This window comes from Aeromonas sp. QDB31, from assembly GCF_027707605.1.
GTDB lineage: Bacteria > Pseudomonadota > Gammaproteobacteria > Enterobacterales > Aeromonadaceae > Aeromonas > Aeromonas media.
Map to the genome: position 1 here is coordinate 280,970 of NZ_JAPCIX010000001.1, position 13,845 is coordinate 294,814.

Annotated in this window: 11 protein-coding genes; 5 read left to right on the plus strand and 6 right to left on the minus strand. The window is 61.6% G+C overall.

Going from position 1 to position 13,845, the window contains the following annotated elements; genetic code table 11:
• Nucleotides 1-57: 57 nt before the first annotated feature.
• The 5 genes from PG898_RS01290 (at nt 58) to rlmM (ending at nt 5,547) form a co-directional block, all read left to right on the plus strand.
• Nucleotides 58-2,193, plus strand: a complete 2,136-nt coding sequence (locus PG898_RS01290; RefSeq protein WP_270823357.1) for a methyl-accepting chemotaxis protein — start codon at nt 58-60, stop codon at nt 2,191-2,193.
• 282 nt (nt 2,194-2,475) lie between these two features.
• Nucleotides 2,476-3,396: a transcriptional regulator GcvA gene (locus PG898_RS01295; protein ID WP_042649544.1), complete on the plus strand. Its 921-nt coding sequence runs from the start codon at nt 2,476-2,478 to the stop codon at nt 3,394-3,396.
• Nucleotides 3,397-3,400: 4 nt separating this feature from the next.
• Nucleotides 3,401-4,039, plus strand: coding sequence for an alpha/beta family hydrolase (locus PG898_RS01300; protein WP_404834587.1), 639 nt, complete (start codon nt 3,401-3,403; stop codon nt 4,037-4,039).
• 34 nt (nt 4,040-4,073) lie between these two features.
• Nucleotides 4,074-4,460 (plus strand): DUF423 domain-containing protein, encoded by a 387-nt coding sequence (locus tag PG898_RS01305; protein WP_270823359.1) that lies wholly within the window; start codon nt 4,074-4,076, stop codon nt 4,458-4,460.
• Entirely contained in the window at nt 4,453-5,547 is a 1,095-nt protein-coding gene (gene rlmM / locus PG898_RS01310; protein WP_025327941.1) for a 23S rRNA (cytidine(2498)-2'-O)-methyltransferase RlmM, read from the plus strand. Before PG898_RS01305 ends, rlmM begins: the two co-directional genes overlap by 8 nt.
• Before the next feature lie 81 nt (nt 5,548-5,628).
• Here rlmM and PG898_RS01315 read toward each other — a convergent pair whose 3' ends face one another.
• From PG898_RS01315 to PG898_RS01340, 6 genes are all read right to left on the minus strand, one after another.
• Nucleotides 5,629-6,072 (minus strand): hypothetical protein, encoded by a 444-nt coding sequence (locus tag PG898_RS01315; RefSeq protein WP_043130933.1) that lies wholly within the window; start codon nt 6,070-6,072, stop codon nt 5,629-5,631.
• A 119-nt stretch (nt 6,073-6,191) separates the two neighbouring features.
• Entirely contained in the window at nt 6,192-7,199 is a 1,008-nt protein-coding gene (locus PG898_RS01320) for an isocitrate dehydrogenase (protein WP_005330735.1), read from the minus strand.
• A 142-nt stretch (nt 7,200-7,341) separates the two neighbouring features.
• The gene (gene xni / locus PG898_RS01325; protein WP_182786100.1) at nt 7,342-8,151 is read right to left on the minus strand and encodes a flap endonuclease Xni; all 810 of its coding nucleotides are present in this window, start codon (nt 8,149-8,151) and stop codon (nt 7,342-7,344) included.
• A 132-nt stretch (nt 8,152-8,283) separates the two neighbouring features.
• On the minus strand, nt 8,284-9,639 hold the full coding sequence (gene ppnN / locus PG898_RS01330) for a nucleotide 5'-monophosphate nucleosidase PpnN (protein ID WP_041206266.1): 1,356 nt from the start codon (nt 9,637-9,639) through the stop codon (nt 8,284-8,286).
• A 158-nt stretch (nt 9,640-9,797) separates the two neighbouring features.
• The gene (locus PG898_RS01335) at nt 9,798-11,393 is read right to left on the minus strand and encodes a GGDEF domain-containing protein (RefSeq protein ID WP_270823360.1); all 1,596 of its coding nucleotides are present in this window, start codon (nt 11,391-11,393) and stop codon (nt 9,798-9,800) included.
• An 85-nt stretch (nt 11,394-11,478) separates the two neighbouring features.
• The gene (locus PG898_RS01340) at nt 11,479-13,749 is read right to left on the minus strand and encodes a hypothetical protein (protein ID WP_270823361.1); all 2,271 of its coding nucleotides are present in this window, start codon (nt 13,747-13,749) and stop codon (nt 11,479-11,481) included.
• Nucleotides 13,750-13,845 lie beyond the last annotated feature (96 nt).

Sequence of the window (13,845 nt, forward strand, 5' to 3'; positions counted from 1 at the left end):
GTTTTTGTTTCCAAAACCGATACAGTACTTACATCTTTAGACGTCAGGAAATGTGGCATGAGTTCTCTTTCTGTTCAGGGGCGGATCACCCTGATCGCCGGTTGTTGCCTGTTGGCCAGTGCCGCCGCACTGGTCGCCTCTTCCCTCTTCAACGCGGCGCGCATGCAGGAACAAGTGCTCACCTCCACCACATTGGAGGGGCAGCACGCGGCAGAAAACTGGATGAAGGCCATGGGGGCCACCCAGGCGGCCAGAGTGACCAGCTACCTCGACGAGGCCTATTTCAGGGCCACCCTGCTGGCGGAGGGCATCCTGTTCCAGCGCAAGAACGCGGCGGACAACTTCGTTCACTCCGAGGCGCTGCGCAGTGCCGTGAACCAGCAGTTGCAGGACGCGGCGGAGTCATCGGCCAACCTGCTCGGGGTCTATGCGGTATTCGAACCCAACCAGCTCGATGGGGAAGATGACAACTATCAGGGCTCGACGGCGCTCGGGGCCAACGACAAGGGACGCTTCTCCAGCTACTGGGCCAGAGTCGATGGCAAGGTGACCCTGGAGGTGATGGACGAGGCGCTGCTGGCCAACGACAAGCCGTCCGGGCACGGCGGCCTGGAGAATGACTGGTACAGTTGCAGCATTCGCAGCAAGGCTCTCTGTTTGCTCGATCCCTATGTGGACGAGGTGGGCTCCCGGCAGGTGCTGATGACCTCGGTGACGGCCCCCTTGCTGGAGCAGGGCAATCTGCTCGGCATGGTCGGGGTCGACATCTCGCTGGCCACCTTGCAAAGCCTGGTGGAGGAGATGGACAAGACGCTCTATGACGGGCAGGGCAAGGTGCTGCTGCTCAGTCACGAGGGGCGGGTAGCCGGGGTCGAAGGGTTCAAGGTCGCCCTTGGGGATACCCTGGCGCAGCAGGGGTTGGCGGCGGATCTCAACGGCTGGCTCGCCAAGGGGGAGGTAGTCACGCGCTGGAGCCCGGATGGCGCCCTGCTGCAGACCTTCGTGCCGGTCAGCATGCGCGGGACGGATCGTCAGTGGGGCATCTACATCGAACTGCCCCGGACCGTGGTGCTCGCCTCCGCCCTGCAACTGCAGGATGAGCTGGAGACCCAGTCCCAGCGCAGCGTCGCCACCCAGCTGCTGATCGGTGGGGCCATCTCAGCCCTTGCCCTGCTCTGCATCTGGCTGATGGCCCAGCGCATCGTCGCCCCTATTCGCACCGTGGTGGCCCGCCTCAAGGACATCGCCAGCGGCGAGGGTGATCTGACCCAGCGCATCGACCTGCGTCGCGATGACGAGATCGGCGAGCTGGCGAAGTGGTTCAACAACTTTCTGGACAAGCTGCAGTCCACCATCAGCCAGGTGATCGATACCGTGGCCGGTACCCGGGCCAGCGCGGCGCTGGCGGCGCAAGGGGCAGCTCGCACCAGTGCCGGCATGCAAGCCCAGTATCAGGAGGTGGATCTGGTGGCGACGGCGTTCGAGGAGCTGAGCGCTACCGCCCTGCAGGTCGCGGGCAATGCCAGCTCGGCGGTGAGCGCAGCCAACCAAGCGGACATGGCGGCCCAGGAGGGCAAATCCGTGGTCGCCGATACCCAGCAGGCCATGTCCAGGCTGATGGCGGTGATCAGCGATGCCAAGCCCGTGGTGGAGCGGTTGGCTGCCAACAGCGACAACATCAACGATATCCTCGTCGTTATTCAGGGAATAGCCGAACAGACCAACCTGCTGGCGCTCAATGCCGCCATCGAGGCGGCGCGGGCCGGTGAACAGGGCCGCGGCTTCGCCGTGGTGGCCGACGAGGTGCGTAACCTGGCCGGTCGCACCCAGAACACCATCGTCGAGATCCAGACGCTGATCACCGAGCTGCAGTCGGGCACCGAGGCGGTGGTCAAGGCGATCATGACGGGCCACAGCCAGGCGGATGTGACGCTTGGCAAGGTGGAGCTGTCGGTCAGCGTGCTGGAGCAGATCATCCAGGCGGTGGCCACCATCCATCAGATGAACGAGCAGATAGCCAGGGCGGCCCAGGAGCAGAGCGGGGTGGCGGACGAGATCAATCGCAACGTCAGCAATATTCGCGATGTGAGCCACACCATCCGGGCCGAGGCGGCGAGCTCTGCCGACAACGGACGCGAGTTGTCGCAACTGGCGGACAAGCAGCAGCAACTGGTGGGGCAGTTCAGGGTATAGAGATAAGAAAAAAGGCGCCATCCAACCGGAGGCGCCAAACACATTCACATGACAGACTGGGTTAAATCGCATCGATTTAGCCCTTCTTCCCGCAGAGGAAGAAACACAACACCACAACCGTTGTCGGCCCACTCACAAAAACCACATGTAAACCAACATGGAAGAGAAGGTGTGAGCCATATGGCAACGGATTGCGTGGCGAATTATGTTTATTCACTGGTCGACCCGCAACCGACAATTTATAATGCGCCCCATTAGAAAAACTCATCGTCGGCTGGTGTCATGTCTCGTCGTTTACCCCCGCTCAATGCCCTGAAGGCATTCGAAGCAGCGGCTCGCCACTTAAGCTTTACCCGCGCAGCAGAAGAGTTGTTTGTGACTCAGGCCGCCATCAGTCACCAGATCAAGGCGCTGGAGGAGTACCTCGGCATCAAGCTGTTCCGTCGCAAGAACCGCTCCCTGCTGCTGACCGAGGAGGGGCAGAGCTACTTCCTCGACATCAAGGACATCTTCGCCTCCATCTCCGAGGCCACCGACAAGCTGCTGGCCCGCAGCGCCAAGGGGGCGCTCACCGTCTCCCTGCAGCCGAGTTTCGCCATCCAGTGGCTGGTGCCCAGGCTGGTTAAGTTCAGCGAGCGCCACCCCGACATCGATGTGCGGATCAAGGCGGTGGACATGGACGAGGGATCCCTGACCGACGACGTGGACGTGGCCATCTACTACGGCCGTGGCAACTGGCCCGGACTGCGCTCTGACAAGTTGCACACCGAGTACCTGATCCCGGTCTGTTCACCGCTGCTGCTGACCGGCCCCAAGCCCCTGCGCACCCCTGAGGATCTGACCAGGCACACCCTGCTGCACGACACCTCCCGACGCGATTGGAAGGCCTGGTTCCGTCAGCTCGACATCGACGCCCCGAACGTCAACCAGGGGCCCATCTTCAGCCACTCCACCATGGTGATCCAGGCGGCGATCCACGGTCAGGGGGTGGCGCTCGGTCACAGCGTGCTGGCCCAGCCCGAGATCGAAGCGGGCCGCCTCATCTGCCCGTTCGAGCAGGTGCTGGTGAGCAAGAATGCCTTCTACCTGGTGTGCCAGGAGCAGCAGTCCGATCAGGGCAAGATAGTGGCCTTCCGCGACTGGATGCTGGAGCTGGTGGAGCAGGAGGAGGCCCGTCGCCGGGCCCGTCTCGCCGATGCCTGAGGGGATGGATGTGACAAGAGAGGGGGCGAGCGACGCCCCCGTTCGCATTCTGCTGGCCCACGGTGCGGGCGCCGGCATGGATCATGCCTTTCTCGCCGAGCTGTCGCGCCTGCTGGCGGGGCCGGACATCGAGGTGGTGCGCTTCAACTTCCCCTACATGAGCAAGCGGGCCCTGGATGGCAAGCGCAGGCCGCCGGACCGGCAGCCCGTGTTGCTGGCGCACTGGCGCGAGATGGTGCGCGCATTTGCCCATCCCCGCTTGTTCCTGGCAGGCAAGTCCATGGGGGGGCGGATGGCGGCCGAGCTCTATCATGAAGGGGGCGACGAGATGAATGCTGCAGGATTGCTCATTCTCGGGTATCCTTTCCACCCCCCGGCCAGCCCCGACCGCTGGCGGGGTGAGGTGCTCAAACAGATCACGACGCCGACCCTGCTGCTGCAGGGGGAGCGCGACACCTTTGGCTCTCGCGCCGAGCTGGCCGATTTCCCCTTCTCCCCTGCCGTATCGGTCCACTGGCTGACCGATGGGGATCATGGCTTCAAGCCGAGGAAGGCCAGCGGCGTGAGCGAGCAGGAGAACCTGCGCGAGGCGGCGGAGCGGATCAAGGGGTTTATCGCGGCGACCCCGTCCCGGTGCGTCTGAAGGGGTGGCCGCGCGCAGAGAACGAGGAGAGAGGATGCAAGTCCATCGACATTGGCTGGTGCTGGCGGGTTGCTTCGGCCTGACGGCCACCATGCTGGGAGCCTATGGGGCTCACGGGCTGGCGGCGACCGGCATAGCCCCTTCACTGCTGGCGGCGTTCAACACCGCGGTGCAGTATCAGTTTTTTCACGCCCTGGCCCTGCTGGTGCTGGGGTGGTGCGGCGTGCGCAACAAGGTGATTACCTTTGTGGGCACGGCCTTTGTGCTGGGGATCCTGGGATTCTCCGGCAGTATTTACGCCATGGTGCTGCTTGGCAGCAAGGGGCTGGGGCTTATCACCCCGGCCGGTGGCCTCTGTTTTATGTTGGGATGGGCGGCTCTGATATGGGCCGGCTGTCGTCTTGGAGGAAAAAATGAATAATCTGCTGCTTTATTGCCGCCCGGGTTTTGAGAAAGAGGCGGCGGCAGAGATCACCGAACGAGCCAGCAACATGCAGTGCTACGGCTTCGCCCGGGTCAAGGACGACAGCGGTTACGTGATTTTCGAGCTGTATGACGAGGAGCAGGCGGATCTGCTGGCCCGCAAGCTGCCGTTTCGTGAACTCATCTTCATCCGCCAGATGCTGGTGGTGACCCATGAGCTGAAGGATCTGGACCTCTCCGATCGGGTTTCTCCCATCATAGAGGCGACCCGTGACTATGCCATCTGTGGCGATCTGCGGGTGGAAACGGCCGACACCAACGAGGCGAAGGAGCTCTCTGCCTTCTGCCGCAAGTTCACCGTGCCGCTGCGCCAGGCGCTGCGCGGCAACGAGATCCTGACCAAGAAGGAGACGCCGCACCGTCCTGTGTTCCACGCCTTCTTCATGGCCAATGATCACCTGTTGCTGGGGTACTCCTACTCCTTCAACAACTCCGAATTCCACATGGGCATTCCGCGTCTGCGCTGCCCGCCTGACGCCCCGAGCCGCTCCAGCCTCAAGCTGGAAGAGGCCTTCTATGTGTTTGTGCCGCGGGAAGAGTGGGAGCTGCGTCTCACCTCCGGCATGAAGGCCGTCGATCTGGGCGCCTGCCCGGGCGGCTGGACCTATCAGCTGGTGCGCCGTGGCATGATGGTGACCGCGGTGGACAACGGCTCCATGGCCCAGTCCCTGATGGATACCGGTCAGGTCAAGCACATTCGCGACGACGGCTTCGTCTGGCGGCCAGGCAAGAAGAACACCTACTGGCTGGTGTGTGACATGGTGGACAAGCCGGCGCGGGTGGTTCACATGATTGCCGACTGGTTCCGCGAGAACGACTGCCAGGAAGCCATGTTCAACCTCAAGCTGCCGATGAAGAAGCGCTATGCCGAGGCGGTGCACAATATCGAGGTGCTGCGGGAGATGCTCAAGGAGATCGACAATGCGTTCGTGATCCAGGCCAAGCAGCTCTACCACGATCGCGAAGAGATCACGGTGCACGTCTACAACAAGTTCTGGGTCTCCAAGCTCGAACCCAAGTCCTGATTCGGGCACCCGCGTCACCTGGGGTGACGCCAAAAAAACCGGACGGGGGTAGCCCCGTCCGGTTTTTGCTTTCTGGCGCCCTCAGAAGCGGTAGTCGAAACGCATCATGGACTCGTCATTGGTGATCTTGAGCTCGACCTGAAGTGGAATGGTCTTGTCGGTGGGGTTGAACTGCATCTTGACGCCGTCACCCCGGAGTTTGACCGCCGTGTTGATACCGCCGGCATTGAACTTGATCCTGGGTTTGTGCTTTTCGAAGGAGAGGCTCACGCTCTTCTCGGCCGTCAGATTGAGTTTCTGGTAGGCCGTGATCCGCTGGGTGCCGTTGCTGTCGGTCATGATGTCCACGCCGAGGGAGAGCGGCTTGGGGCTCTTGAGCAGGTCGTTGGTATCTATGGTGGACCGCCAGGTCTGCTTGGCCGGTTGCTCGAACTGAGGGGGCGGTGTCAACCAGGCGTTGTCGATGGGCCTGTCTAATGCCATGGTACTGCTGCTGAAGATCAGCAAGATGAAGGTAGCACGCATAGTGGATCTCCTTATCCCTCATATGAACATAGTATTCATCTGACGAGGGAGGTAGGGGGATCCTGCATAAAACGAAGGGAGCCGAAGCTCCCTTTTTAAATCAATCAGTTAGATATGATTTATAGACGGTCTATGATGGCCTGGGTGAATTCGCTGGTGGAGGCCGTGCCCCCCAGATCCCGGGTCACCCGATCTCCGGATTCGATGGTCGCCCGTACTGCCTCGCGGATGCGTTCGGCCTTGTCCTGCATGCCGAGGTATTCCAGCATCTGGATGGAGGCGAGGATCACCGAGGTCGGGTTGGCGATGTTCTTGCCGGCGATGTCCGGCGCCGAGCCGTGTACCGCTTCGAAGATGGCGGCGCCCTCACCGATGTTGGCTCCTGGAGCCATGCCTAAGCCCCCCACCAGACCGGCGCAGAGATCCGAGAGGATGTCGCCGAACAGGTTGGTGGTGACCATCACATCGAACCGCTCCGGGTACATCACCAGGTTCATGCAGGCGGCGTCGACGATCATCTCTTCGTTCTGGATATCCGGATAGCGGGCAGCCACCTCGCGCGCCACTTCCAGGAACAGACCGGAGGTGGACTTGAGGATGTTGGCCTTGTGGATGATGGTGACCTTCTTGCGCCCTTCCTGGCGCGCCAGCTCGAAGGCGAAGGTGACGATGCGTTCGGCCCCGTCGCGGGTGATGATGCTCATTGCTTCGGCGCTCTGGTTGTCATCGCTGCGCTTCTGGCCGGCACCCGAATACATGCCCTCGGTGTTTTCACGCACCGTGATGATGTCGATGTTGTCGTAACGGCTCCTGGTGCCCTTGAAGGAGATCACCGGACGCACGTTGGCGTAGAGGTTGAACTTCTTGCGCAGGGAGACGTTGATGGAGGTGAAGCCGCCGCCGACCGGCGTGGTGAGGGGGCCCTTGAGGCTGACCTTGTTCTTCTCAATCAAATCGAGCGTGGCCTGGGGCAGCAGCTCGCCGTGCTTCTCCAGCGCGACCAGACCGGCATCGGCATAGTCATAGTCAAAATCACAGCCGGCGTGAGTCAGGATCTGGATGGCGGATTCGATGATGCTGGGGCCTATGCCGTCGCCCGGAATAACGGTAATTTTTCTTTTTGACATGAGACGTATCCACTTCTAGGGAACAGAGGGGGAGGATTCGGCTGTTTTATACCATTTTTGCACCACTTCCTCCATGTTTCTTTACATTTTTCCCATTTATGTCAACAGGTACGGCCTGTTTCGGGGAATTGTGTGCCGGGGATCACGCCTCCGAATCGGGCTCGGGTGGATAGCGGATCTCCCGCAGATTGAAACCGAGGGGAATGTCCTGCTGCAGCCGCACCAGCCGCTGGGCCAGCAGGGCATCCTCCCTGTGCTGGCGCAGCTTGAGCAGGGGTTTGGCCGCGCTCTCCTGCTCGCAGGCGTCCAGCATGGCGGCCAGACCGCCATATTGCTGCAACAGCTGGGTCGCCGTCTTTGGCCCTATGCCCGGCACGCCCTTGATATTGGAACCGCCAATGCCGGTCAGGGCCCAGAAGTCCACCAGCTGCGCAGGGGCGACGCCATATTGCTGCTGGACGAAGACCTCATCCAGCCAGCGCTTGTTGAAGTAATCTCGGACCCGGATCTGCGGGCAGATGAGCTGGCAGAAGCCCTTGTCGGTGGAGATGATGGTGGCCCTGGCACCGTGCTGGGCAATACCACTGGCCAGGGTGGCGATGAGATCGTCCGCCTCGTCGGTCTGGGAGAGCAGGGCATCCACACCGCACTCCCAGAAGGCGTCCTGCAAGTCGGCCAGCCCCTCCCTCAGCTCCTGTGGCATGGGGGTGCGCCCCTCCTTGTAGGCCGGATAGATCTCCTTGCGCCAGCTGTGCACCTCGCCGTCAAACACGGCGATGACATGGGTCGGCTCGCTGCCGGTCAGCAGTTTCTTGCAGGTATTGATGAGGTTGGCGCGGGTGGCGATCAGGGCCTGGGCCGGGGTCAGTGCCTGCTGGGCCTGCACCGCGTGCAGACGGCGGATGAGGTTGAGGGCATCGATGATGAGCAGGTGTGGCCTGAGGTGTTGCATGGCAGGGAGCACTCTTGGCGGTCGGGACGGCCCATTGTAACAAGGGATGGGCGTCATGCTAACCCCGGACGCCAGGGCCGGGAAGTGGAGGAGGGGCACTGGGCCCCTCCTGTCATCACGGGCGCTGCGCCCTTATTTCACGATTTCGTAGCAGGGGATGTACTGGCTGCCAGGCAGCTTCATCCGCTGCTGCCTGACGAAGCTCTCCAGCAGCCTGTCCATCAGGTGCATCAGCTCCTTGTCGCCGTGCAGCTTGAAGGGGCCCTTCTTCTCGATGGCGCGAATGCCTCCCTCCTTGACGTTGCCGGCGACGATGCCGGAGAAGGCGCGCCTCAGGTTGGCCGCCAGCAGTTGGGGCGGCTGGTTGCGGTGCAGATCCAGGCTCGCCATGCTGGCGTGATCCGGCTCGAACGGCAGCTGGAACTCCGGCTCTATGCGCAAGGACCAGTTGAAGGAGTAGGCATCCCCCACCGATTTTCGGTATTCGCGGATCTTCGGCATCGCTTCCTTCATCACGCGCGCCACTTCCGGGGCATCCCCGACGATGATGCGGTAGAGGCTGGTGGCCGGTTCACCCAGGGTGGCCTTGACGAAGTCGTCGATGGCGCGGAAGTAGTCGGCGCTCTCCTTCGGACCGGTCAGTATGATGGGCATGGGCTGCCGCTCGTTGGCCGGGTGCATCATGATGCCGAGCAGATAGAGCAGCTCCTCGGCAGTGCCGACCCCGCCCGGGAAGATGATGATGCCGTGTCCCAGACGCACGAAGGCCTCCAGTCGCTTCTCGATGTCCGGCAGTATCACCAGCTCGTTGACGATGGGGTTCGGCGGTTCGGCGGCGATGATGGAGGGTTCTGTGAGGCCGATGTAGCGGCCATTGCGCACCCGCTGCTTGGCATGGCCGACGGCGGCCCCCTTCATGGGCCCTTCCATGGCTCCAGGCCCGCAGCCGGTGCAGATGTTGAGCTCCCGCAGGCCCAGCTCGCTGCCCACGGCGCGAGTGTACTGGTACTCCACCTCGTTGATGGAGTGACCACCCCAGCAGACCACCAGGTTGGGGTCTGCCCCCGGCAGGATCGCTTTGGCGTTGCGCAGGATGGCGAACACCACGTTGGAGATGTGGGTGGAGTTGGTCAGGTTGACCAGGCGATTGGACTCCAGCTGGGTCGAGACATAGAGGATGTCGCGCAGCACGGAGAACAGGTGCTCCTGGATGCCGCGAATGATCTCGCCATCGACGAAGGCGTGCTCGGGGGCGTTGAACAGCTCGAGTTTGACCCCGCGCTCGCGCCGGATCACATGAATGTCGAAGGACTTGAAGCGCTCCAGTATCTCTTTGGAGCTGTCGGTGTGGCTGCCTGAGTTGAGCACCGCCAGCGAGCAGTTGCGAAACAGTTGATAGATATCGCTGGAGGCGGTCTGCTTGAGGCGATCCACCTCAAGTTGGGACAGCAGGTCCATGCTGCCCACGGGATTGATGTGTGTAATCATAATTTCCCCTTTCACTCGCTTGTTATCGTTGTGCTTTCCCTGGGGAGAAAACGGGATGCCATGGCATCCCTCGATTTCGATAGTAGAGGCAAGGGGTGGGGCAGGGGAATAGGGGAAAAGTGCGTTTGCCTGTTTTCTAGCCGTCGTTCAATCCGGATTCAGGCCAGATTGACCTGATCCCGGCCCAAGTTTTTGGAGCTGTAGAGCGCCTTGTCGGCGCGCTCGAATGCGTCCGTGGTATGGTCCCCTTCACGGAACAGGGTGGCGCCGATGGAGATGGTGATCTCGACCCTGGCATCCCGGAAGCGGAACGGAATGCTCTTGACCGTCTGGCGCAGGTTCTCCAGGGGTTTCTGGAACTTGTCCGGATTGATGTTCGGCAGCAACACCACGAACTCTTCCCCCCCGAAACGGGCGATGAAGTCGGTGTCGCGCAAGGCGTTCTGCAAGGCCTTGGCGACCACTTTCAATGCCTTGTCTCCGGCCATGTGACCGTAGTTGTCATTGATGTTCTTGAAGTGATCGATATCGATGATGGCCAGACACAGCGGGGTGCCGTAACGCAGCCAGCGCTTGTATTCGAGCTCGAGCCGCTCGTCGAGGGCCGCCCGGTTGTGCACCTGGGTCAGGCTGTCGAGAAACAGCTTGTGCTTCTGGATGGTGAGCCGCTTCTTGTACTCGGCCGTCTCCTCCTTCATCAGTCGCAGCTTGGCTTCCATGTTGGAGAGGTGGGTGAGCAGGTGACGCTCGCGGCTGGCCATGGCCTCCCGCTCCTGCTGCAGGCGACGGATGGTATCCAGGTGGCTGGAGATGGCTCCCTTGAGGGACAACGGGGAGTCATGGGTCGCCATGGTGCGATCGATGGCGGCGAGTTCCCGCTCCAGCGCCTGGCCGCTGAGGTGGGCGGCATTTTGCAGCGCCCGCCCCTCGTCCAGGGACTCGGTAAAGTTGAAATGTACCGCAGAGAGGCTCTCGTTGAGGGAGCTGAGGAAGGCCTGGGAGGATTTACGCTCCTCCCGGGTCCCTTCAATGATGAGTTCGATGATCTGCAGGCAGATCTCCGCCAGCAGGGGCGGCGTGATCCCTCCCAGCAGCTGGCGGCGGATGTCGGCCAGGCTCTCGCCCACGGAGCCGGCAAAGTCGAGCTCGGTGATGAGCCGCTGCAGCTCATCGGAGATCTGGGCGTGGGCCTTGATATCGAAAGAGTCGGTGGGCGCCGGGTTGGAGAGCTCGGTGGCCATCTCGGGGGCGAGCAGCGGCTGGCGTGGCAGCAGCTGGATCTTGATGGCCTGCTGGTAGAACTCCAGCAAGCGGATCACCTTCTTCTGGTGATCGCCGATGCCATAGCCCTCGGGGCTGGCGAGAAACTCCTTGAGGGTGCGACGGGTCTCTTCCGGAAAGCCCTTCAAGGACTTGAGCTGCTTGCTGCCCAGTTCGATGGCGGCCCGGGTCAGACTGATGGACTCCTCCATGGCGTGACCATGTTGCTGCAACAGCTTCTCGATGACCGCGAGGTCGGCGTCGAGCGATGACAGCGGGGGATTGCCATCGAGCTTCTGCTTGAGCTTGGCGAGTCGGTTGTCCAATTCACGATCGTGACCACGGCAGGCCTGCATCAGCTTGCCGATAAACTGGATGCTGCGGGTGCGTTCGGCATCGGAGAACGTGGCCATGCCATCGAGCTCCTGCTGTTTTTGCTGAAGGGATTCCCTGAGTCTTGCCAGTTGTCCTGTTACGGCAGCGATATCATTCATTGTTCAGGTCGCCCTGTTGTCATTATCGTTTTTGTGTCGTCCAGCAACAGTAAGCCAATGAAAGACCCCGTTGAGTACCTTGTTGTCATGGCTTATCCGGCGCTTTCGTCCGTGAAAGCAGAAGCCAATTAACCCATTGCTTTTCATGAGAAGAATTTACTTTTACCAGTCCCTTGTCAATTGCCATCAAGCAGCATTGCCACACATCGCCATTAAAAAATGCGGCCTGTTGGCAATCGATGGCCGCCAGCTCCAACCAGACGCTCTGCTGGTATTTTTCACTGAGTTGCATGGCCCCCGAAAGCGCCAGATAACAGAGGTCGAACAGGCCGTGATGGTCGAGGGCCATCGCCGCCTTGGGCAGGAAGGGATGGCTGACGATGCCGAGGCTGATGTGCCTGTCCAGCGGGTATTCGCAGGGGAAGGCGGCCAGGGTGTCCAGCAGCTCTTGCGCCAGCTGGTGCAACTGGGCCACGTGGCGCTGGGGCACCACATAGAGCAGGTGTCCCTCGCGCAGATCGTAGATGCGGCCATCCTGGGGGGTCAGCTGATTGATATAGTGGCCGAAGGCCTGCTCAATCTCGCGGCTGACCTGATATCCATGCTGCTCCAGGTTGTTGACCAGGAAGGGTACCCGGAACAGCAGGTAGTGGAGCTTGTCGTCAAACTCGCTGGTGGGCCGCTCGCTCAGGTACCAGCGATCGGATTTTTGCTGACGCTTGGCCATCTCGCGAGGCCAGCGGCTCATCAGCCTCTGCCAGTTGGCCAGGCCGCTGCGCGGCTCGATGAGCAGGGCCTCGCCCAGCTGTCTGGCATTGAGGCGGGCGACCCGCAGCTTGAGCCAGAGGGTGAAGAACAGGTAGATGAACAGAACCAGCAGCAGGCCCGTGCTGACGCTGGTCCAGAGATAGCGCTCCTGCTGATGCCGGCTCTGGTCGAGGCGCTGCTCCAGCTCCTTGACCTGCTGGGCGCGTTCCACCTGGGCGTAGTTGTCGCGGACCGCCTCCTGCTCCAGATCGAGCTGCTGCTGGCGGACCAGCTCGCTGCGCTGGTGATAATTCTTGTAGCTCTCGAGGGCCTGCTGGAGGTAGCCCTTCTGCTCGTAGGCGATGGCGAGCAGCCGGAAGATTTCAAACTGGCGGCGGATGTCGCCAAGCCGGTTGGCCAGGGTCAGGGCATTCTCCAGCTGCAGGATGGCGATGCCCGCCTCCTGCTGCTTGAGGTGCAGCTCGCCGAGCAGCAACAGGGTGTCGATCAGTGACTCCTTGTCGTCTCCCAGCTCGTGTGACTGGCGCGCCGCGTTGAGGTAGTTGCGGGCCAGGGTCAGGTTGCCGGTCTGCAGATAGGTCTTGCCTATCTCGAACTTGAGGTGGGCGATGCGGGTGCGGTTGTTGCCCTCGTCCAGCAGATCCAGGGCGTTGAAGAAGTAGACCAGCGCCATGTTCATCTCCCTCTGATCCCGGTTGAGGCGGGCGAGCACGATCAGGGCATCGCTCAGCAGGGAGGGGTTGCCGAGGGCATGGAAGTAGTTGGCCGCCTCGTTGGCATACTGCAGCGCCTTTTGCGGCTCCTGCTCCGCCTGATAGAGGCTGATCATCTGGTTCGACAGCAGACCGAGGAACAGGGGATCCTGCAGATTCTTGGCCTGCTGCTGGGCATCGATATACTCCCCGAGGGCGAGTTGGGGCTGCCCGAGCGCCTGATAGAGGTCCCCTCCCACGGCGCTGACCCAGGCCCTGGCCAGGGGATTCTTGGCCTGCTCTGCCCATTGACGCGCCTCGGTCAGCTGGCGTTTGGCCAGATCGAACTGCCGTTCCTCCATGCTGGCGTTGACGTGCAACAGGCGGCTGTAGACCTGCAGCTGGCTCTCTTTGAGGCCGGGGTTGGTCAGCAGTTTGTCAAGCTGTTCGAGCGCCATCGTGCTGGCGCCAGGGGCATGCTCCTGCATCTCCCTGCTGCGGATCTTGAGATAGAGACCATGGGCCTGCAGCTCGAACTGCTGCTCCTTCTCGGCCATGGCGATGCCCTTGTCGAAGGACTCCTGGGCGGGTTTGGACTGACCCAGCTGCTGCAGGCACTCACCCTGAAGCAGGTAGGCCCCCGTGGTCTGGGTCGCAGTGCCATAGCTCAGGATCGGCTCCCGATAGCCGTACTCCTGACGGTTGCTGATGATCTGCTTGGGGTTATTGGCCGTGCGTTCGAGGAAGGAGGTGGCAATCTGGACACATCTGGCGGGATCGCTCAGCACCAGGGTCTGTGCCTGCTGCAGATCGATAGACAACTGCTCCTTGGCCAGATCCAGATCCGGAGCCGACAGGGAGGACATCATCATTGCCAGAAAAAACAGTTGATTCATTGGATTAAGAACGGCACGGAGGTGCAGGCATGTTATCCAAGCCCACCCCCGCCCGTCCAGAGTTCATTGCTGACATGGGTGATGGGCCTGATCCCC